Source organism: Pseudomonas amygdali (assembly GCF_002699855.1).
GTDB classification, from domain to species: Bacteria; Pseudomonadota; Gammaproteobacteria; order Pseudomonadales; family Pseudomonadaceae; genus Aquipseudomonas; species Aquipseudomonas amygdali.
Genome location: NZ_LKBW01000277.1, coordinates 56,234 through 77,428, shown reverse-complemented (window position 1 = coordinate 77,428; position 21,195 = coordinate 56,234). Strand labels below are relative to the sequence as shown.

Annotated in this window: 18 protein-coding genes and 1 tRNA gene; 11 read left to right on the top strand and 8 right to left on the bottom strand. The window is 58.9% G+C overall.

The features are described from left to right. Window positions 1–164: 164 nt before the first annotated feature. Window positions 165–1,457 (top strand): MFS transporter, encoded by a 1,293-nt coding sequence (locus AO277_RS19715; RefSeq protein WP_044317573.1) that lies wholly within the window; start codon window positions 165–167, stop codon window positions 1,455–1,457. Between the two features lie 84 nt (window positions 1,458–1,541). Here AO277_RS19715 and AO277_RS19710 read toward each other — a convergent pair whose 3' ends face one another. After that, window positions 1,542–2,804: an MFS transporter gene (locus AO277_RS19710; protein WP_044317574.1), complete on the bottom strand. Its 1,263-nt coding sequence runs from the start codon at window positions 2,802–2,804 to the stop codon at window positions 1,542–1,544. Window positions 2,805–2,950: 146 nt separating this feature from the next. Next, window positions 2,951–4,414, bottom strand: coding sequence for a glyceraldehyde-3-phosphate dehydrogenase (locus AO277_RS19705; protein WP_044317575.1), 1,464 nt, complete (start codon window positions 4,412–4,414; stop codon window positions 2,951–2,953). Between the two features lie 190 nt (window positions 4,415–4,604). Here AO277_RS19705 and mfd point away from each other — a divergent pair, with 190 nt between their 5' ends. From mfd to AO277_RS19690, 3 genes are all read left to right on the top strand, one after another. Further along, entirely contained in the window at window positions 4,605–8,057 is a 3,453-nt protein-coding gene (mfd, locus tag AO277_RS19700) for a transcription-repair coupling factor (protein ID WP_044317576.1), read from the top strand. Window positions 8,058–8,068: 11 nt separating this feature from the next. Further along, window positions 8,069–8,593 carry a CsiV family protein gene (locus AO277_RS19695; protein WP_044317577.1) on the top strand — a complete coding sequence of 175 codons (525 nt, stop codon included), beginning with the start codon at window positions 8,069–8,071 and terminating at the stop codon, window positions 8,591–8,593. 75 nt (window positions 8,594–8,668) lie between these two features. Continuing rightward, window positions 8,669–11,413, top strand: coding sequence for a DEAD/DEAH box helicase (locus tag AO277_RS19690; RefSeq protein WP_044317578.1), 2,745 nt, complete (start codon window positions 8,669–8,671; stop codon window positions 11,411–11,413). A gap of 12 nt (window positions 11,414–11,425) precedes the next feature. Here AO277_RS19690 and AO277_RS19685 read toward each other — a convergent pair whose 3' ends face one another. Next, entirely contained in the window at window positions 11,426–11,992 is a 567-nt protein-coding gene (locus AO277_RS19685) for a cysteine hydrolase family protein (protein WP_044317579.1), read from the bottom strand. A 114-nt stretch (window positions 11,993–12,106) separates the two neighbouring features. On the opposite strand from AO277_RS19685, the gene AO277_RS19680 reads away from it, so the two are divergent. Together AO277_RS19680 and AO277_RS19675 are read left to right on the top strand one after the other, a co-directional pair. Further along, window positions 12,107–12,856 (top strand): 3-oxoacyl-ACP reductase family protein, encoded by a 750-nt coding sequence (locus tag AO277_RS19680; RefSeq protein ID WP_044317580.1) that lies wholly within the window; start codon window positions 12,107–12,109, stop codon window positions 12,854–12,856. 178 nt (window positions 12,857–13,034) lie between these two features. Continuing rightward, window positions 13,035–13,124, top strand: a tRNA-Ser gene (locus AO277_RS19675). A 255-nt stretch (window positions 13,125–13,379) separates the two neighbouring features. Here the strand turns inward: AO277_RS19675 and AO277_RS19670 are convergent. Together AO277_RS19670 and AO277_RS29970 are read right to left on the bottom strand one after the other, a co-directional pair. Next, on the bottom strand, window positions 13,380–13,565 hold the full coding sequence (locus AO277_RS19670; protein WP_004664555.1) for a hypothetical protein: 186 nt from the start codon (window positions 13,563–13,565) through the stop codon (window positions 13,380–13,382). Window positions 13,566–13,979: 414 nt separating this feature from the next. Further along, a complete protein-coding gene (locus AO277_RS29970; protein WP_052834976.1) occupies window positions 13,980–14,162 on the bottom strand; it encodes a YjaZ family protein in 183 nt (60 codons plus the stop codon). Between the two features lie 498 nt (window positions 14,163–14,660). On the opposite strand from AO277_RS29970, the gene rbsK reads away from it, so the two are divergent. Genes rbsK through AO277_RS19650 form a run of 3 tightly spaced genes read left to right on the top strand, consistent with a single transcriptional unit; the run spans window position 14,661 to window position 18,012 of the window. Further along, window positions 14,661–15,587 carry a ribokinase gene (gene rbsK / locus AO277_RS19660; RefSeq protein WP_044317581.1) on the top strand — a complete coding sequence of 309 codons (927 nt, stop codon included), beginning with the start codon at window positions 14,661–14,663 and terminating at the stop codon, window positions 15,585–15,587. Between the two features lie 29 nt (window positions 15,588–15,616). Then, entirely contained in the window at window positions 15,617–16,948 is a 1,332-nt protein-coding gene (gene fucP / locus AO277_RS19655) for an L-fucose:H+ symporter permease (protein ID WP_044317582.1), read from the top strand. Next, complete coding sequence (locus AO277_RS19650; protein WP_044317583.1) at window positions 16,945–18,012, top strand: aldose 1-epimerase family protein; 1,068 nt, start codon at window positions 16,945–16,947, stop codon at window positions 18,010–18,012. Before fucP ends, AO277_RS19650 begins: the two co-directional genes overlap by 4 nt. 5 nt (window positions 18,013–18,017) lie before the next feature. Here AO277_RS19650 and deoR read toward each other — a convergent pair whose 3' ends face one another. Next, window positions 18,018–18,788, bottom strand: coding sequence for a DNA-binding transcriptional repressor DeoR (gene deoR / locus AO277_RS19645; protein ID WP_044317584.1), 771 nt, complete (start codon window positions 18,786–18,788; stop codon window positions 18,018–18,020). A 102-nt stretch (window positions 18,789–18,890) separates the two neighbouring features. On the opposite strand from deoR, the gene deoC reads away from it, so the two are divergent. After that, complete coding sequence (gene deoC / locus AO277_RS19640) at window positions 18,891–19,571, top strand: deoxyribose-phosphate aldolase (protein WP_044317585.1); 681 nt, start codon at window positions 18,891–18,893, stop codon at window positions 19,569–19,571. A 34-nt stretch (window positions 19,572–19,605) separates the two neighbouring features. Here the strand turns inward: deoC and AO277_RS19635 are convergent, their stop codons facing one another. Then, on the bottom strand, window positions 19,606–19,854 hold the full coding sequence (locus AO277_RS19635; protein ID WP_005783010.1) for a hypothetical protein: 249 nt from the start codon (window positions 19,852–19,854) through the stop codon (window positions 19,606–19,608). 358 nt (window positions 19,855–20,212) lie between these two features. Then, window positions 20,213–20,545 carry a hypothetical protein gene (locus AO277_RS19630; protein ID WP_044317586.1) on the bottom strand — a complete coding sequence of 111 codons (333 nt, stop codon included), beginning with the start codon at window positions 20,543–20,545 and terminating at the stop codon, window positions 20,213–20,215. Between the two features lie 187 nt (window positions 20,546–20,732). Here AO277_RS19630 and AO277_RS19625 point away from each other — a divergent pair, with 187 nt between their 5' ends. After that, window positions 20,733–21,143 (top strand): DUF4279 domain-containing protein, encoded by a 411-nt coding sequence (locus AO277_RS19625; protein WP_044317587.1) that lies wholly within the window; start codon window positions 20,733–20,735, stop codon window positions 21,141–21,143. Window positions 21,144–21,195 lie beyond the last annotated feature (52 nt).

Sequence of the window (21,195 nt, the reverse complement as noted above, 5' to 3'; positions counted from 1 at the left end):
CAAGCGTCTGTTAAGTGATAGCAAATCGCCGAAACGGTTGTTTTTGAGCCCTGTTACACATACTGTTACAAATGTGCATCGCCAGTCGCACACACGTAATGGCGATGTAAACGGGATAACAACGACAACGGACTCCAAGCCGACGAGCCTGAGCGAGTAACTAAATGGCCTCCACAACAAGTAAGGGCGAAGCGATCTTTCGCGTTGTCAGCGGTAACTTCCTCGAGATGTTCGATTTCATGGTCTACGGCTTTTACGCCACGGCCATTGCCAAGACATTTTTCCCATCCGACAGCGCATTCGCTTCGTTGATGCTGTCGCTGGCGACCTTCGGCGCAGGCTTCCTGATGCGACCCTTGGGCGCTATCTTTCTCGGTGCCTATATCGACCGTCACGGACGTCGCAAGGGCCTGATTATCACCCTCGCGATGATGGCAATGGGCACTTTGCTGATTGCCTGTGTGCCGGGCTACGCCACTCTGGGCGTTGTTGCACCGCTGCTGGTGCTGCTCGGTCGCCTGCTGCAAGGCTTCTCGGCTGGCGTCGAGCTGGGTGGTGTTTCGGTGTACCTCGCTGAAATCTCGACACCGGGTCGCAAAGGCTTCTTCGTCAGTTGGCAGTCCGCCAGCCAACAGGCTGCCGTGGTATTCGCCGGTTTGCTGGGCGTTGGTCTGAACCACTGGCTGAGCCCGGAGCAAATGGGCGAATGGGGCTGGCGCGTGCCGTTCCTGATCGGCTGCCTGATCGTGCCGGCGATATTCATCATCCGCCGTTCGCTGGAAGAGTCACCGGAGTTCGAAGCCCGCACGCACCGCCCGACGCTGCGTGAAGTGGTGCGCTCCATCAGCCAGAACTTTGGCCTGGTGCTGGGCGGCATGGCGCTGGTAGTGATGACCACCGTGTCGTTCTACCTGATCACCGCCTACACTCCGACCTTCGGCAAGAACGAACTGAACCTGACCGACCTGGAAAGCCTGCTGGTGACGGTCTGCGTGGGTGTGTCCAACTTCATCTGGCTGCCGATCATGGGTTCGTTCTCCGATCGCATCGGCCGCAAGCCGCTGTTGATTGCAGCTACCGTGCTGGCCATCGCCACCGCCTACCCTGCGCTGTCGTGGCTGGTAGAGCACCCAAGCTTCAGCCACTTGCTGATGGTCGAGCTGTGGTTCTCGTTCCTGTACGGTTCCTACAACGGCGCAATGGTCGTGGCGCTGACCGAGATCATGCCGGTCGAAGTCCGCACCACCGGCTTCTCGCTGGCCTACAGCCTGGCGACCGCAACCTTTGGTGGCTTCACCCCGGCGGCCTGTACTTACCTGATTCACGAATTGGGTAACAAGGCAGCGCCCGGTATCTGGCTGACGGGTGCCGCTGTGCTGGGTCTGGTTGCTACGCTGGTGCTGTTCCGCAAAGGCGGGCAGAAGCTGGAAGCGCCCGGAGCACCTGCAACCGCCTGATTCATCGCTTGATCGATCAGATAGCTGTAACGGCTAAAAGCAAAAACCCCGGCACGAGTTGATCTCGGCCGGGGTTTTGCTTTTTCAGACAGCGCGCCTCCAGGGTCGAAAGCCAAGCCAGAGCAACACCCCGGGCAATTGCAACGCAATCATTAAACCCAGCGACCACTGATAGGCCTCAAGCGGATGACCGGCACCCTGCGCAACCGGCCACAGGTTGAGCACCACTCCCATCAGCCACTGGAGGAAGAACGCGAGCACAAACACCACCAGATTGAAGGAAGAGCTGACCCTGCCCGCCAGCTCCGGTGCAACCGATTGCGCCACAATGGCGTAGTTCATGGTGGTCGACGTGCCGAAGAAGCTGAAGCCCATCGCAACAATATAGGGTGACACCGGTAGACCACTGGCCATCAGCATCTGGAAGCCGATGAAGATCATCATCCCTGCACCAAAGACCATGATCGGCTGTACACCGAACCTGCGCAGATAATCAGTGATCGTGCCGAACGTCAGAGACCCTGCCACCATCGCGATGGCGCCGAACAGCAGTACATTGGCCATGCCTGAATCGCTCAGCCCGGCCATGTCACGCAACCACGGTCCCATCCACAGCGACAGTACCGACATGTAGATGGCGTGCGAAAACACTGAATACAACGCCAGACGCCAGAACGTCCAGGAAGAGTAAAGTTTGCCGACTGCGGCAAACATATCGCTGTAGCGGGTGTTTCTGGTCTCGTAGGCTTTGGGAACACTGAGGTGTATGACCACGGCCACACAAAAGGTCAGCAGCGCCAGCACCAGAAACGCTTCTCGCCAGGTCAGCCAGCTCAGCAACGCATGCAAAGGCGTGGTCGACGCCATCGCGCCCAGCCCGCCAATTGACAGCAAGCAGGCGGTACTCAGCGGCAAACGTTCGACCGGCAACCAGATGACACACGCCTTGATGGCACTCATCAGCGAACCCGCTACCCCCAGACCGATCAGCCCTCGCCCGATCAACAACCCTGTTTCGCTGCTGGAAATACTGAAGATGACCGAACCGGCGACCGCAAACAACAGCATCGGCGCCTGCACGCTGCGCGGGCCGTAACGATCAAGCATGACGCTGAGGGGAATCTGTGCGGCAGCGAAGGTCAGAAAATACACGCCAGTCAACAACCCCAGGCTGCTCGCGGGCAAACTCAGGTCGGCCTGCAGATCGACATAGATCACCGCATTGACGGTACGAAACAGGTAGGAAACGAAATGCCCCAGACCAAAGGGGACGAAAATCGTCAGAAACAGAAAAAAGAAGCTGCTTTTGAGGTGTTGCTGCGATCCGTCCATGGCCGAACTGCTCATCCTTGGCTACTCCTTCATCCACAAGGGCTGTGCCTGACAGGTTCTCATGACACGCAACAAAACAAAACGGGCCGAAGCCTGCATGCGCAGGGTTCGGCCCGTTTATTTGCTGCCCGGTCAGACCGGGCAGTTCAAGCGTTCAACATTTACTGCGGAAAGGCAGGCGGATTGACGTCTGCCATGTCTTCCATCACGCGAACAACCTGGTGGCTGTAGCCAAACTCGTTGTCGTACCAGACGTACAGCACAACGCGGTTATCGTTGACGATGGTGGCTTCGGCATCCACAACACCGGCGTGACGCGAGCTGACGAAGTCAGTGGACACCACTTCCTGCGAGTTCACAAAGTCGATCTGCTTGTGCAGGTCCGAGTGCAGCGCCATGTAGCGCAGGTACTCGTTCATTTCTTCGCGGGTGGTCGGCTTCTCGAGGTTGAGGTTGAGAATGGCCATGGACACGTTCGGCGTTGGAACGCGGATCGCGTTACCGGTCAGCTTGCCGGCCAGTTCAGGCAGTGCCTTGGCAGCAGCGGTGGCTGCGCCGGTTTCGGTGATGACCATGTTCAACGCGGCGCTGCGGCCACGGCGATCGCCCTTGTGGAAGTTGTCGATCAGGTTCTGGTCGTTGGTGTACGAGTGAACGGTTTCAACGTGACCATTGGTGATGCCGAACTTGTCGTTGACAGCCTTGAGCACCGGCACGATGGCGTTGGTGGTGCAGGATGCCGCGGACACGATTTTGTCATCCGCGGTGATTTCACCGTGGTTGATACCGTGCACGATGTTCTTCAGCTTGCCTTTGCCCGGCGCGGTCAATACCACGCGGTCGATGCCAGGGCAGGCCAGGTGCTGACCCAGACCGTCGGCATCACGCCATACACCGGTGTTGTCCACCAGCAGAGCGTCCTTGATACCGTATTGGGTGTAATCCACCTCGGACGGGTTCTTGGCGTAGATCACCTGAATGAGGTTGCCGTTGGCAGTGATGGTGCTGTTGGCTTCATCAATGGTGATGGTGCCATCGAACGGACCATGTACCGAGTCACGACGCAGCAGGCTGGCACGCTTGACCAGATCGTTTTCCGCGCCTTTGCGGACCACGATGGCACGCAGGCGCAGACCGTCGCCACCACCGGTCTTCTCGATCAGGATCCGCGCCAGCAGGCGACCGATACGACCGAAACCGTAAAGCACGACATCGGTGCCCTTGCGCGGGCTGGTGCCCTGCTGACCCACTACACTGGCCAGTTCTTCACGTACGAACTGCTCGGGCGTGCGGCCGTTGCCTTCAGTCTTGAACTTCACGGCCAGCTTGCCCAGGTCCACCGAAGCGGCACCCAGTTTGAGCTCGCTCATCGCTTTTACAAGCGGGAACGTCTCGTGTACGGACAACTCAACCGCATCGGACTGACGATGACGCGCAAAGCGGTGAGCTTTGAGAATCGCGATGACTGAACGGTTGATCAGGCTGCGGCCATAGATCGAACTCACCACATTATTATTGCGGTAGAGCTGACCGATGAGCGGGATCATCGCTTCGGCGAGAGCTTCACGATCGATCCATTCACCAAGACACTGGTCGGGCTTCTGAGTCACGGGAACCTTCCACATGTAGGGGCTGAAAAAAGGGGCTACATTATGACCGCGCCTTTGTTTATGAGCAATGCGCGACTGTCATATCGATGGGCACTACATAATTTTCGCCCGTAAATACGCGGTAACACTCTGGAAAACTGACAGCCACCACCTTCCCCCGTTACAATCGCCGCCCCTGTTGCAACGCCTGGAGCCCGACCTTCCCGTGCCAGTTCTGCGTCTACCGCATCTTTCTGCCGCTGCAGGCAAACAACACTGGGGCAATCTTCCCGGTGCCGCACTGAGCCTGGCCATTGCCGAGGCCGCCAGCGCAGCCAAGCGCTTTACCCTGCTACTGACCGCCGACAGCCAGAGCGCCGAGCGGCTGGAGCAGGAGCTGAAGTTTTTCGCGCCCACGCTGCTGGTTCTGCACTTCCCGGACTGGGAAACCCTGCCCTACGACCTGTTTTCGCCGCACCAGGACATCATTTCCCAGCGCATCGCCAGCCTTTATCGCCTGCCGGAGCTGGAGCATGGCGTTTTGGTAGTACCGATCACGACCGCCCTACACAGACTCGCGCCGACCAAATTCCTGCTCGGCAGCAGCCTGGTGCTGGATGTCGGCCAGAAGCTTGATGTGGAAGCCATGCGCACGCGCCTGGAAGCCAGCGGCTATCGCTACGTGGATACGGTTTACGAGCACGGCGAGTTCACTGTGCGCGGCGCATTGATCGACCTGTTCCCGATGGGCAGCAAGCTGCCGTTCCGTATTGACCTGTTCGACGATGAAATCGAAACCCTGCGCACCTTCGATCCGGACACGCAGCGTTCCATCGACAAGGTGGAGTCGGTGCGCTTGTTGCCTGCTCGTGAGTTCCCGCTACAAAAAGAAGAAGTCACGCGCTTCAAGGCACGCTTTCGCGAGCGTTTCGACGTGGACTTCCGGCGCAGCCCGATTTTCCAGGACTTGAGCAGCGGCATCACGCCTGCCGGTATCGAGTACTACATTCCATTGTTCTTCGAAGAAACCTCGACGCTGTTCGATTATCTGCCGCAGGACACTCAGGTGTTTTCCCTGCCGGGTATCGAGCAGGCCGCAGAGAATTTCTGGAACGACGTGCGCAACCGCTATGAAGAACGCCGCGTCGACCCTGCACGGCCACTGCTGCCACCGGCCGAGCTGTTCCTGCCGGTGGAAGACTGCTTTGCACGCTTGAAAAACTGGCCGCGCGTGGTGGCCAGCCAGCAGGATGTCGATGCCGGAGCCGGACGCGAACGCTTCCCGGCCCAGACCCTGCCGGATCTGTCCATTGAAGCCAAGGCCAGTCAGCCATTGGCGGCATTGTCGACATTTCTTGATGACTTCCCCGGTCGCGTGCTGTTTACCGCCGAGTCCGCCGGTCGCCGTGAAGTGCTGCTGGAACTGCTTGAACGCCTGAAGCTGCGGCCGAAAACGGTCGACAGCTGGCAGGACTTTGTCGATGGCAAGGACAGGCTGGCAATCACCATCGCTCCGCTGGACGACGGCCTGCTGCTGGAGCAACCGGCACTGGCGCTGGTCGCTGAAAGCCCGCTGTTCGGCCAGCGGGTCATGCAGCGCCGCCGCCGCGAAAAGCGCGCCGATGGCGGCAATAACGACGCCGTCATCAAGAACCTGACCGAACTGCGCGAAGGCGCGCCGGTGGTGCACATCGACCATGGCGTTGGCCGCTATCTGGGGCTGGCGACGCTGGAAGTCGAAAATCAGGTCGCCGAATTCCTGATGCTGGCCTACGCCGAGGACGCCAAGCTGTACGTCCCGGTCGCCAACCTGCACCTGATTGCCCGCTACACCGGCAGCGACGACGAGAGCGCGCCACTGCATCGCCTGGGCTCGGAAACCTGGCAGAAAGCCAAGCGCAAGGCGGCCGAGCAGGTTCGCGACGTGGCTGCCGAGCTGCTGGATATCTACGCACGCCGGGCTGCCCGCGAGGGTTATGCCTTCGCCGACCCGAAAGCCGACTACGCCACCTTCAGTGCGGGCTTCCCGTTCGAAGAAACGCCGGATCAGCAGACCACCATCGAGGCCGTGCGCGCCGACATGCTGGCACCCAAACCGATGGATCGCCTGGTGTGTGGCGACGTGGGCTTCGGCAAGACCGAAGTGGCCATGCGCGCCGCCTTCATTGCCGTGCACGGCGGGCGTCAGGTGGCCATTCTGGTGCCGACCACCCTGCTCGCCCAGCAGCACTACAACAGCTTCCGCGACCGTTTCGCAGACTGGCCGGTGACGGTCGAAGTGATGAGCCGCTTCAAGTCGGCCAAGGAAGTCAGTGCCGCCTTTGCCGATCTGGCCGAGGGCAAGATCGACATCGTCATCGGTACGCACAAGCTGTTGCAGGATGACGTCAAGATCAAGAATCTCGGTCTGGTGATCATCGACGAAGAACACCGCTTCGGTGTCCGCCAGAAAGAACAGCTCAAGGCACTGCGCAGCGAGGTCGACATTCTGACCCTCACAGCAACGCCGATTCCGCGAACCCTGAACATGGCCGTGTCGGGCATGCGTGATCTGTCGATCATCGCCACGCCACCGGCGCGCAGGCTGTCGGTACGCACCTTCGTCATGGAGCAGAACAAGCCGACCATCAAGGAAGCCCTGCTGCGCGAGTTGCTGCGCGGCGGCCAGGTCTACTACCTGCACAACGACGTCAAAACCATCGAGAAATGCGCGGCGGATCTGGCCGAACTGGTGCCGGAAGCCCGTATCGGCATCGGCCACGGGCAGATGCGCGAGCGCGAACTCGAACAGGTGATGAGCGATTTCTACCACAAGCGCTTCAATGTGCTGATTGCCTCGACCATCATCGAGACCGGCATCGACGTGCCGAGCGCCAACACCATCATCATCGAGCGTGCCGACAAGTTCGGCCTGGCCCAGCTGCACCAGTTGCGCGGCCGCGTCGGGCGTAGTCACCACCAGGCCTATGCCTACCTGCTGACCCCGCCGCGCAAGCAAATCACCCCCGACGCCGAAAAGCGTCTGGAAGCGATTGCCAACACCCAGGACCTGGGCGCGGGCTTCGTGCTCGCGACCAATGACCTGGAGATCCGTGGCGCAGGCGAACTGCTCGGGGACGGCCAGAGCGGTCAGATCCAGGCAGTGGGTTTTACCCTGTACATGGAAATGCTCGAGCGCGCGGTCAAGTCGATTCGCAAGGGCGAACAGCCCAATCTCGATCAACCGTTGGGCGGCGGACCGGAAATCAACCTGCGTGTACCGGCATTGATCCCCGAAGCCTACCTGCCGGATGTACACACCCGCCTGATTCTCTACAAACGCATCGCCAACGCGGCAGACGAAGAGGCGTTGAAAGACTTGCAGGTAGAAATGATCGACCGCTTCGGCCTGTTGCCGGAGCCGACCAAGAACCTGGTGCGCATCACGCTGCTCAAACTGCACGCCGAACAGCTGGGTATCAAGAAAATCGACGGCGGCCCGCAAGGTGGACGCATCGAATTCGCGACCGAGACTCCAGTTGATCCGCTGACCCTGATCAAGCTGATCCAGAGCCAGCCCAACCGTTACAAGTTCGAAGGTGCCACGCTGTTCAAATTCCTGGTGCCCATGGAGCGCCCGGAAGAGCGTTTCAATACCATCGAAGCGCTGCTTGAGCGCCTGACCCCGAAAACTGCTTGAAGGATTCACGCATGCGTCTGTTTCGTTCATTGATCCTGCTGCTGACGCTGATCGCGCCGACCGCGTTCGCCGACGGCTTGTATCAGGTCGAGATTCTGCTGTTTCGCCAGAACGGCGAACCCGCCTCGACCCGTCAGCTTGTCCCGGAAAACTGGGACAAGGACGCGCAGAAGATCGCCGCGACCGATGAACGAAGCCCCGCCCTCAATGATCTGGCCAGCAAACTGCAGGGCAGTGGCAATTACCAGGTGCTGATGCAGCGCGCCTGGCAGCAGAGCATCGGCAGCGAACCGGGCAAAGTCGCCATCACCAGTGGTGAAGAGCGGCTTGGGCATTTCCCGATCGAAGGTACAGTGAGTCTGGCGATGGCACGCTTCACCGATATTGGTGCACAATTCTGGGTCAACCAGCTGGACCCGCATGGCGTGGTCATCAGCAGTGAACGATTGAAGCAGACTGCCAGGGTAAAGAACGGTGAGCTGACCTATCTGGACAACGGCAACCTCGCGTTGCTGATCAAGGTTTCTCCTCTTTGATCTTTACGTACGCAAGGGACGCCCGGGCGTCCCCTTTCTTTTTGAGCATCGCTGCGGCGTAGGGCTTTTTAAAACTTGTCGTCCATTCTCGAAAAAGTCCTGGCTGCGGCCTGGACAGACCTATTCCACGAGCGAACGCTTGAGCGAGGGCGCGACTACGCCCGGCAAAAACGCATCGTGCTGGAAGACTCCAGCCCGCAGATCATCCGCACCGCCTGTCGGGGCTCGGGCCTGGAAATCTATACCCAGACACTGCTGTTCAAGGACCCCGATCGCTACAAGAATTACCTGACCTGCAAATGCACCTGCCCGGTTCGCAACGATTGCAAACATTGCGTGGCTGCCCTGCTGTTTCTGCAGGACCCGCAAAACCGTCCGTTGCTGCAGGCCGCACTGGCCTCGCACCAGCAAGAGCCGGAAAAGCCCGTCGAGCAAAAACCCAGGTTGCCGGAGCGCCTGATCGATGACCTGCAGCCACGCCCCAGGCTGATTCTGGCCAGCATCGAGTTCAGTGCCTACGAGCCGCGCAACGGGCGCATGCAGCGGCACATTCAGCACCGTGCCGCGCTCGCCTTCGCCTACGGCAAGCATTACGCGGTCGGCACCACCAACGTCAGCATTCTGGTCAGTTCGCTGGGCAGCGATCTGGTGAATCAGAAAAGCGACATCATCGAGCACACCGACACCGAAACCCTGCGCATCCGTCGTCAGGGCGAACGGGAGCGGCAGTTGCGTCAGGAACTGGCCGACCTGGGCTTCAAGGTCGCCACCCGGCAAAGCAAGGCATTGCCCGACAGCGCCGGCGACATGTACGAACTGCCCAATGACAAGGCCTGGCTGCACTTTGTCCTCGATGACCTGCCGCGACTGCGCGAGCAAGGCTGGGAAATCGACATTCAGGACGAGTTCGGCTTCGACGTCACGCCGGTGGAAGACTGGTATGCCGTCATTGATGAAGAGAACGAACGCGACTGGTTCGACCTGGAACTGGGCATCATCGTCAACGGCGAGCGCCTGAGCCTGCTGCCGATCCTGATCAACCTGATTCGCAGCCACCCCGAACTGATGAGCCCGTCGGCAGTGGCCAAGCGCGGCGACGAAGAACAATTGCTGGTGCAGCTCAACCACTTCACGCAAAGCGGCGGCAGCCCGGTACAGATCGCCCTGCCCTATGGCCGACTCAAGCCGGTGCTGGCGACGCTGGGGGACTTCTACTGGCGTCAGGAGGGCAACAACGCGCTGCGCATGAGTAAAGCCGATGCGGCGCGCCTTACCCAGCTCGAAGACCTGCCGCTGACCTGGCAGGGTGGCGACCGTCTGCGCCATTTCGCCGAACGCCTGATCAACATCAAGGACGCGCCGGTCAGCCTGCCCGATGGTCTTAACGCCACACTGCGCCCTTATCAGCTGGAAGGCCTGAGCTGGATGCAGTCGTTGCGTGAGCTGGAAGTCGGCGGCGTGCTGGCTGATGACATGGGACTGGGCAAAACGCTGCAGACCCTGGCTCACCTGTTGATGGAAAAACAGGCCGGACGCCTCGACCGCCCCGCACTGGCCGTCATGCCCACCAGCCTGATTCCCAACTGGCTGGACGAGTCCGAGCACTTCACCCCGGACCTCAAGGTACTGGCACTGTATGGTGCCAATCGTCATCAGGACGCTGGCAACCTGCAGGATTACGACCTGATCCTGACCACTTACGCATTGCTGCCAAGAGATCTGGAACTGCTCGCAAAACAGCCCTTCCATGTGCTGATTCTCGATGAAGCGCAGTACATCAAGAACCCCAACAGCAAGGCCGCCCAGGCCGCACGCAACCTCAACGCACGTCAGCGCCTGTGCCTGAGCGGTACGCCATTGGAAAACCACCTGGGCGAGCTGTGGTCGCTGTTTCACTTCCTGATGCCCGGTTGGCTGGGCAACAGCAAGGAATTCAACAGCAATTACCGCACGGCGATCGAAAAGCACGGCAACCAGGACCGCTTGCATCACCTCAATGCGCGCATCAAGCCGTTCCTGCTGCGTCGCACCAAGGAACAGGTCGCGACCGAACTGCCACCCAAGACCGAGATCATCCACTGGGTAGACCTCAACGACGCGCAGCGCGATGTGTACGAAACCGTGCGCCTGGCGATGGATAAAAAGGTCAGGGACGAAATCACCCGCAAAGGCGTGGCACGCAGCCAGATCATCATTCTCGAAGCGCTGCTCAAGCTGCGTCAGGTGTGCTGCGACCTGCGCCTGGTCAATCAGGACATGCCGGTCAACAGCAAACAGGGCACCTCGGGCAAGCTCAACAGCCTGATGGAGATGTTCGAAGAACTGCTGGCCGAAGGTCGCAAGATTCTGTTGTTCTCGCAGTTCACTTCGATGCTCAGCCTGATCGAGGAAGAGCTCAAGCAACGCGGTATCGCCTACGCCCTGCTGACCGGGTCGACCCGCGATCGCCGCACGCCGATCCATGATTTCCAGAGTGGCAAGCTGCCGATCTTCCTGATCAGCCTCAAAGCAGGCGGCACCGGCCTCAACCTGACCGCCGCCGATACGGTGATCCACTACGACCCGTGGTGGAACCCGGCAGCGGAAAATCAGGCGACCGACCGCGCGTACCGTATCGGCCAGGACAAGCCGGTGTTCGTCTACAAGATGATCGCGCGCGGCACCGTGGAAGAGAAAATCCAGCGCCTGCAACGGGAAAAATCAGCGCTGGCAGCCGGTGTGCTTGATGGCCGCACAACCGGCGACTGGAAACTGCGCGACGAAGACCTTCAGGCCCTGTTTGCCCCGCTTCCCGCAGCCCCGAAGAAAACCCGCAAGTAAACCCGTCCGGCGCTATTCGACAGCAATATGCTGAAGGATCTGCGCCGTGGACAAGACCGTAGCGTATTCACCGTGCAGGTTGGCCAGCGACATCGCGTGCACATCTTCGGCACTGCGCGGCGTGCCGAAGAAGTCTGCTTGATCAAAGGTAAAGCAGGCGTCATGCGCGACCATCACGTTAAAGCCAAGATTGCCTCCACTGCGCGCGGTGGACTCGACGGAATTGTTGGTGATCACGCCGACAATCACCACCTGCCCGATCCCGTCCGAGCGTAACCACATCTCCAGAAACGACCCGCAAAACGCGTCAGGCACCTGCTTGCTCAACTCCCGCTCCTCGGCGTGCGGCAAGAACGCTGACTGGTACTCGACCCCCGACTGCTCCGGCCAGAACACTGATTGCGACGACGTCGAGAAATGCCGAACGTGAATCACCGGACGCCTGGATTGTCGCCAGGCACCCAGCAGCGCGCCTATATTCGCCTCGGCTTGCGGATTGTTACGCCGCCCCAGCCTGGGATGATTGATCCCCTGCTGCATGTCGATCAGGATCAGCGCGCTGTTGCCTTGAATATCCATGATGAATCAGTCCGAACTTTTGGTTCAGCAAGACTATCGCAATCAGGGTCTATTCTGGTCTCAATCGTCGACAGGCTCAGGCTTGTCCGAGGCCCGCCCTCCAAGGAGAACATCATGATCGAACACCTTAAACTCGCTGGCAAAGTAGCGCTCGTGCAGGGCGGCTCCCGAGGCATCGGTGCAGCCATCGTCCAGCGGCTGGCTAAAGAAGGCGCCGCCGTGGCATTTACCTACGTCAGCTCCGAGGTCAACGCTCTGGAGATTCAGGACAGCATCGTCGCCAACGGCGGCCGGGCCCTGGCCATTCGCGCCGACAGCGCCGACGAAAAAGCCATCCGCCAGGCCGTACAGGCCACTGCCGAGACCCTTGGCAGGCTGGATATCCTGGTCAACAACGCCGGCATTCTGGCGATCGCACCACTCAATGAATTCAGCATGCAGGACTTCGACAAAACCCTGGCGATCAACGTGCGTAGCGTGTTCATCGCCAGCCAGGAAGCCGCCCGGCACATGGAAGAAGGTGGCCGCATCATCAACATTGGCAGCACCAACGCTGATCGCATGCCATTTGCAGGCGGAGCAACCTACGCCATGAGCAAATCGGCGCTGATTGGCCTCACCAAAGGCATGGCCCGCGACCTTGGCCCGCAGGGCATCACCGTCAACAACGTCCAGCCCGGCCCGGTGGATACCGACATGAACCCGGCACAGGGCGAATTCGCCGAAACCCTGAAAGCACTGATGGCCTTGCCCCGCTACGGCACAAGCGAAGAAATCGCCAGCTTCGTCGCCTACCTGGCAGGCCCGGAAGCCGGCTACATAACCGGTGCCAGCCTGACCATCGACGGCGGCTTCAGCGCCTGAACTTCACGAGACGAGCGGCGCTGCGCCTCAGCGCCGCACCGCCTTCTCGGGCTTTTCAGTGGCGCATAAGCGTTTATTTGCTTAACCGCATGAAAAATCTGAAAAAAAGTTTTGCGTTAGGAAAAGGTTTCGACTACATTAGCGCGCCTCGACAGACACAACGTTGTCGTCGAGATACGGTGAGGTGTCCGAGTGGCTTAAGGAGCACGCCTGGAAAGTGTGTATACAAGAAATTGTATCGAGGGTTCGAATCCCTCCTTCACCGCCATATTTGAAACACACAAAACCCCTGAATTCGCTGAAGAATTCAGGGGTTTTGTGGTTTCTGGGGTCTGAAAAAGTGATCGTTGGACGCTACATGGGACAGAGCTGGGACAGAGCAGACATTAAGGGTGGCAATGCCAAGGACGTCGGACACGATGATGCGGCGTGAAGATGCGATCGTGTGACCGCATCTTCACAGACATGTACAGGCTTGAAACACATGTTATTTTTACCGCATATCGCGTGTATCGTAAAAAACTCAACCTTCGCCGCCACCGCCGCACGAAATCAGTTCAATAAGTCCCATTTGATACCATTTATTCTGGCAACTCCACCCGTGTTCAAATGTAAACGCACTTGCAGTGCCGCTGAATGCAACGCCCAATGCGAGCGCCAAGGCGATTCCAATATTTCGCGAACGCACTTTCTTCATATTGTCTTTCATAAATGCTCCATAGTTTTAGCAGGTAATGCGAGCCTGTAAAGACCGCATCAACGTCACAATACCCTACCGCTTTAACGCTTTATTATCGGCACTCAAGGTACACTGCCGCGGCCCTAAACCGTGACCAGGCAAACAGCGACCCTAAGTCAGCTGCATGATTTTTGATTTAGAGATGCGCTTCTCTATGGCACATTTGAGTACTGAAACCTAATACGATCAATAGCACAAATGGGCTAATAGCCTCATGCCACAACGTCAGGCAGCACACGCGTCCTCAAGCTTTTCTGATTGTCAGATCCTGTTTCTGCCGTCTTGGCTGCAAAGCTTTGCGGATTTCGAAGATGACGTACTACGGCCCCGATGGATCGTTTATTTGCAGGGTGTATGCCCAATTTCGTAGCCCCTTGGTCTGGCTCACTTTGCACTTCGGTGAATCAGACCAAGGATCAATGCTGGCAGCTGCTTGGGCAGCCGATAACGGATCGGACAGAACGTGCGTGGTCGCTGGCTGGTCGGATCAATAATCGGTTCGCCGGCAGGATGTTTCTCCGCGCTGTATTTGCGCGAAAAGCAGTGATATGAAAACGTGACGCGCACCGCCAAAGTTTCCTGGCCAGCCTACTGACGATTGCGAAGAAAAACGACATGTTAAAGAGTCGACCAAAAGCTGTCGGTCAGATGTGTCCGAGAAATTGTTGACGACTTAAAAAGCGGTCAGGTGCAACCGACTAAAACGTCCAAGATTGCACTAATTTAGACACCCTTTTCCTTCCGAGTCCTATATCGGACAGGTTCGAATCCCTGCTTCACCGCCATACTTGAAACACACAAAACCCCTGAACTCGTTGAAGAATTCAGGGGGCTTGTGGTTTCTGGCCCTGAAAAAATGGTCGTGGGATCGATTGCTTAGCAGCAGGCCTCACACGCCCCCCCCTTTCTCCGATCCGGAACGGCCACCGAAACGCCCTGCAGGCGTTTTGATAGCGCACGCTCAGATCAAAAAATAAAGATTGAATCCTCACAGAAAATGTTATTTAAATAACAAAAATAAAAGCCGCCGAAGCTTCCGTCGGCGCTGTTGAGGTCAAAATAACAATGAGCAAGATTGCAGTCATCGGCAGCAACATGGTCGACCTGATCACTTACATCGAACGCATGCCCGCCCAGGGCGAAACGCTCGAAGCACCGCGTTTTGCCATGGGCTGCGGCGGCAAGGGCGCCAATCAGGCCGCGGCCGCGGCGCTGCTGGGTGCCGACGTATTGATGCTCAGCAAGGTCGGCGACGATGCTTTTGCCGATACCACCCTGGCCAATTTTCAACGGCTGGGCATTGATACACGCTTCGTCGAACGGGTGCCGGGCGTGTCGAGCGGCGTTGCGCCGATCTTCGTCCAGGAGAACTCCCACAACAGCATCCTCATCGTCAAAGGTGCCAATGCCCACCTGAGCCCGGCCGATATCGACCGTGCCGAGGCGCAACTGCGCGATTGCGCTTTGATTGTGCTGCAACTGGAAGTCGAGCTGGCGACCGTCTACCACGCCATCGCCTTCGCTCACCGGCATGCCATCCCGGTGCTGCTCAACCCCGCCCCGGCCTTGGCCGGCCTGAGCCGCGAGCACTTGGCGCGGCTGGATTTCCTGATCCCCAACGAGAGCGAACTGGCGCTGATCAGCAGCCAGCCGGTCACGTGCGCCGAGGAAGCGGCTCAGGCTGCGCGCCAATTGGTCGCGCTGGGCGTACGCCACGTCATCGTCACCCTGGGCGAACAAGGGGCGCTGTACGTCGGCGCCGAAGGCGAGTGGCAGGTGCCAGGGGTCAAGGTTCAGGCGCGTGACACCACCGGTGCCGGTGACGCCTTTATTGGCTGCTTCGCCCGACACTGGAGCCAGGACGGCAATATTCGCCAGGCCATGCAGCAGGCGGTGGCCTACTCCGCCTGCTCGGTCACCGGCCTCGGCACGCAATCTTCTTACCCCGATGCGTCCACGTTTGCGCGATTCCTCGATGCATCGGCCAACTGACACTCACCAGCATCTCGCGGAGAACAATAATGAATAAGCCTGCGCTGCAACAAACCCCGGACGGGTTCTACCTGAACCGCACGCCGTGGTTCGCCTTCCTCCTGCTCTGTAGCATCTTAGCCCTTTGGGCGGCGGCCGCGAGCATGAACGACGTGCTGATCGCGCACTTTAAGAAAGCCTTCATGCTCAGCGACTTCCAGACCGCTTTCGTCCAGTCGGCGTTCTGCCTGGGCTACTTTTTCGTCGCCATTCCGGCGGCACTGGTGGTGCGCCGCTTCAGCTACAAGACCACCATCCTCATCGGCCTGATGCTTTACCTGTTCGGCTGCGCTCTGTTCTTTCCGGCGGCGTCGACCGCCAAGTACGGCATGTTTCTGATGGCGCTGTTCGTCATCGCCGTCGGCCTGTCGTTTCTCGAGACCGCGTGCAACACCTATTCGACACTGATGGGGCCGCGGGAAACCGGCACACGGCGCCTGAACATCTCGCAGACCTTCCACCCGTTCGGCGCCATGACCGGGGTATACGTCGGCAGCTTCGTGATGTTCAAAGACACCGACGCCACCAGCGAACAGCTGGCCCAGATGAGCGCCAGTGAGGCAGCGGCGCAGCAATTGCAAATGATCCAGTCGACCCTGCTGCCGTACAAATGGATGATCGCGGTACTTATATTGATGTTCATTCTGATCGCCATCACCCGCTTCCCCGCGTGCAAGGGCAACGGCACCGTCAGCGAACCGCGGGCGAGTATCGGCCAGAGCCTTGGCCGCCTGCGGCGCAATCCGCGCTTCTGCTTCGGTGTACTGGCGCAGTTCCTCTACGTCGGCGCGCAGGTCGGGGTGTGGAGCTTCACTATTCGCCTGGCCATGCAAATGGGCGGCATGAACGAGCGAAGTGCCTCGTGGTTCCTGCTGACCACTTTTGCCGCCTATTTTATCGGCAAGATGATTGCCAACCTGCTGATGCGCAAAATGCACCCGGCCAAAGTCCTCGCGGTGTATGGCGTGCTGTGCATCGTGCTGCTGGCCTACACCATTCTGGTGCCGAACATCACCGCGGTGTATGCCGCCGTGGGGGTCAGTGTGTTTCTCGGGCCTTGCTGGCCGACCATCTATGGTCTGACCATCGACGGGCTCGGCGAGGACACCGGTGTCGGCGGCTCGTTGCTGGTGATGAGCATCGTCGGCGGTGGCGTGATGCCGATCTTCCAGGGCCTGCTCAGCGATGCCAATGGCGGCAACATGCAGATTGCCTATAGCGTGCCGCTGCTGTGCTTCGTGGTCATCGTGATGTACGCAGTGCACTGCATGCGTCAGCCGCAACCGGTGCTGGGTGGCTCGGCCACGGCGGTGGCACAATGATTAGCGAAACCTTGCGCCTGCCGCTCTACCCACAGCTCTGGGACCAAGCCAGCCGGCTGCTGCTCGAATCAGCGAATTTCAGCGTGCGTGCCTGGACCTACCCCAGCGGCGTCAAGGCGCTGTCACTGGAAAACAGCCGCGGCAAGCTGGTAATCCTGCCCTGGCAAGGGCAAATGATCTGGTCAGCCGAATTCGACGGCGTTGATTTGACCATGCTCAATATGTTCACCCAGCCGCGGCCCAGTGCCAGCGTGATCGGCACTTACGGCTGCTTCATGTTTCACAGCGGCCTGTTGCGCAACGGTTGCCCGGGGCCCGAGGATGATCATGCGCTGCACGGCGAAATGCCCTGCGCGCCGATGGACGATGCCTGGCTGCAAGCAGGCGAAGACGAGCACGGTGCGTATCTGCGCCTCGGCGGCACCTGTGAATATGTGCAGGGCTTCGGCGACCATTACCGGGCTAGCCCAAGCGTGACCCTGCGCCCGGCCAGCGGGCTGTTCGAGATCAACATGCAGGTGGTCAATCTGGCCGGCAAGGCCATGGATCTGATGTACATGGCGCACATGAACTACGCCTACGTCGACGACGCCCTCCTCACCCAGCAGCTGGGCTGCGAGCGCACAAGGGTGCGCTCCAGCGTGCCGGCCCATGTGCGGCCGACGCCGGCCTGGAGCGCCTATATCGCCGAACTCAGCCAGGACCCGACTCGCCTCAAGGTGCTCGACTCTCCCGCGCTTTATGACCCTGAGATCGTCTGCTTCTTCGACGATGTGCGCAGCGACGCCCAAGGACAGGCGCACTTCTTCCTTGATCATCCCGACGACGCGGCGTTCTACACCCGCTACAGCCCCCGGCAATTTGAACATGCCGCGCGCTGGATCCTGCATAACACCGATCAGCAGGTGGCGGCCTTCGTCCTGCCCGCCACCTGCGAACCGGAGGGCTACCGCGCTGAACTCGCCAAAGGCAACGTGCGCAGCTTTGCGCCCGGTGCCAGCGCTGAGTTCAGCGTGACCACCGGTTACCTGAACGCAGCCGAACGCCGGGCGCTGCAACCGTGATGCCTCTAGATTACAAGCTGCGCCCCACCCGCCTCGATGGCCTCGCGGTAGCTACGCGGGATTTTCTTATCGCTGACCACGCAATGGAAATCGCTCAAGGCACCGAAGTGCGCAGTGCGTACGGCGTCGAATTTGGAATGATCAGCCAGCAGCAGACTTTGCCGGGCCTGGCGCATGACCTTCTGCTTGACCTCCACCTCGTGGAAGTTGAAGCAGGTCACGCCGCAGTCCAGGCTGACCCCGGCCGCAGAGACAAAGGCCCAGGTCAGGCGCACGCCATCAAGAATGCTGGTTTCGGCGTGGCTCTCGAACACCTGGTTCCTGCGGTGGAATACACCGCCGCACAGGACAATGCTGCAGTTGGGTTTCTGCTGCAGCTTGAGCAGCACGTTGAGCGAGTTGCACACCGCGGTGAACTCCAATTCGTCGGGGATGAAGTCGACTACGAAAGGGATCGTCGTGCCACAGTCGAAAAAAACCGTGTTGCCAGGACTGATGAAAGCAGCGGCCAGCTTGCCGATGCGGCGCTTCTCCTCGACATGGCGGGTGCCCTGCTCGCTGACCCGGTAATCCCCCGGCTCAGGATCATCGTGGGCGCGGGTGATGTAGCCGCCCAGCAGTCTTAACTGCCCAGGATGCCGGCTGAGGTCGCGACGCAAGGTCATTTCGGACACCTCGAGCAGCGCCGCCATCTCCCGCAGATGGATGGCTTTCTCATCCTGAAGGGCCTGTTGAATCTGTTTGATGCGGTCGGTTTTCTTGACGTCCACGGGCATCCCGGCAATCCGTTGTTGGTGTCGATAGAGTAACACCAAGTGTTAATTTTATAACTTAAGGGTATCCACCCAAGTGTTTTTAATGATGACAGGAATACTTTGATGAATTCACTCGAACCCGCTGCACTGGCCCAGGCCATCGATCACACCTTACTGGCCGCGGATGCCAGCCGAGAGCAGATTGCCACACTTTGCGCCGAAGCCCGAGAACACGGTTTCTATTCGGTGTGCGTGAACTCCAGCCAAGTGCCTTTTGCCGCTCGACAACTGGCCGGGGCTGCCGTGAAGGTCTGCGCGGTGGTGGGCTTTCCGCTGGGCGCTGGGTTGAGTGCCAGCAAGGCGTCGGAAGCAGCCCTGACGATCGCCGCCGGAGCTCAGGAAATCGACATGGTGCTGAACATCGGCTGGCTCAAGGACGGCCTGTTCGATGAGGTCCGCGATGATATCGCCGCGGTGCTACAGGCCTGTGGCAAGGTGCCGCTCAAGGTGATCCTGGAAACCTGCCTGCTCGATGAGGCGCAGAAGGTGCGCGCCTGCGAGATCTGCCGCGAGCTGGGCGTGGCATTCGTTAAAACCTCCACAGGCTTCAGCCGCAGTGGCGCAACGCTTGAGGATGTGGCACTGATGCGCCGCGTAGTAGGCCCCGACATCGGCGTCAAGGCGTCTGGCGGAGTGCGTGACGTGGCCACGGCCAGAGCAATGATCGAAGCCGGCGCAACACGCCTGGGCACCAGTTCCGGGATTGCGATCGTGACAGGCGCGGGTACGGGGGCAGGCTATTGAGTCTGCGGGCTTTGAACATCAAAGCCCGCTGCACTTAGCTCAGATCAATCACGCCGGTCATGGCCGTGAAATGGCTTTGCTTGTGCTGAACCTTGTCGAGAACCTGCGCAGGGGTCGACTCACGGAATACCACCATGTGCCCGACGTCCTTGCCGCCCTCGGTCACGCGCTCGATATCGTTGATCATCCAGGTGGTCAGCTCTTCGGCAGTAATGCCCAGTTCGGACGCTACTCGCTGGTGAAGACGCTCGGCGTCGTGTTGATTGAGTTGATCGCTGTTCATGGGGCTGGCTCCTTCAAGGGGTGTTAAGTTCAGTCCCCGTGAGGGCTTCACAGTTCAGTCGGGTTTGAGCGGGATGCGAATGAGCTGTTACTCTGGCTTTGCGCCTGGCTCCCGACACTCTGGGTATTTGCATATTTATCTTGCGCCGGGAGGCTTCAGGGAGGCTGTAAACCGAGAAAAGCAATCAGCCCGAAGGCCATCTCAATTCCATGACTGCGATACTGACTCATGGCCGATCAACTTCAGCTACAGGCAATGTCAGCTTTGGATCGTTTGTGGCCCCTCGCGACATGCAGTAATCGGCCAATTGCGGACGATTAGCGCATTGAAATACTGGCTCTATTTCGCCATTCGGTCGTCAATTGCGTTCAGGGCAATGCCACACTAGGCAGTGCCACATACTGCCAGGCACCGTAAATTGCACCATTAGCATCTGCGACTCGGCGTGGTCCGGTGCTTCGATATAGCTAAATACCAAATTCGGGTAAATTTCCTGACCGAATTCCAGAAATGCCTCAGTGGGCACATGCTTTTTCGCCAAGCTCGCCGTTAGTAGATGCCACTCGCCGGTTGAAAACGCTCTCAGCGCCCTCCGCCACTCGACGTACTCCTTGTTCAGAAACAGGTCATGGATACAGCTGGTTAGCTCTTCTTCCGTCTGGTCGATTTTGTCGGTGGGGGTAGTCAACATTCCAATCCGTGGTGGTTTACAAAAGAGCCTTAGTATAACCGCCTACCGGTTGCTACCGGTGCCGGCCGGCTACTATGGTTCGAAAGCGGTCATCCATGGCCGATGGCTATCAACCCGAAGCGGTAGGTCGCGCAGGCAGCACTTCGGCATCGTCGTGACGCGGCTGACTACAGAGATGAGGATTTATATGACGACAACCGGCGAAGTATATTTCGCAATGTACGGCGACAATTTTGAGCCAGACGAAGTGACGGCGTACATAGGACTAACTGCGACAGAGATTTTTCGGAAAGGTCCGCGCAGTCCTGACGCGCCCCTGCGTCGAAACTCATGCTGGTCAGTCTCAAACGGAAGGATAGAAAGCGATTTGATCGACGTATACGAAATGTCGGAAGCGTTAGTCACCCGACTAGCACCATTTGCTGCAAAAATTGTTGAGGCAAAACAGAAGTTTAATCTGAGGTGCGTTTTTCAGACCGTACTGTGGATTGACCAAGATGAAGAAGCTCCCATGCCAGCCATAGGCTTTGGGTTACCAGTCATTGATTTCATCCACATCGTAGGCGCGACAATAGATATTGATACCTATCGAAATTAGGGCCTTCGAAGCATAGCAATTGGGCAAAATTGGCCTGTGCTTCAAGCTTCGT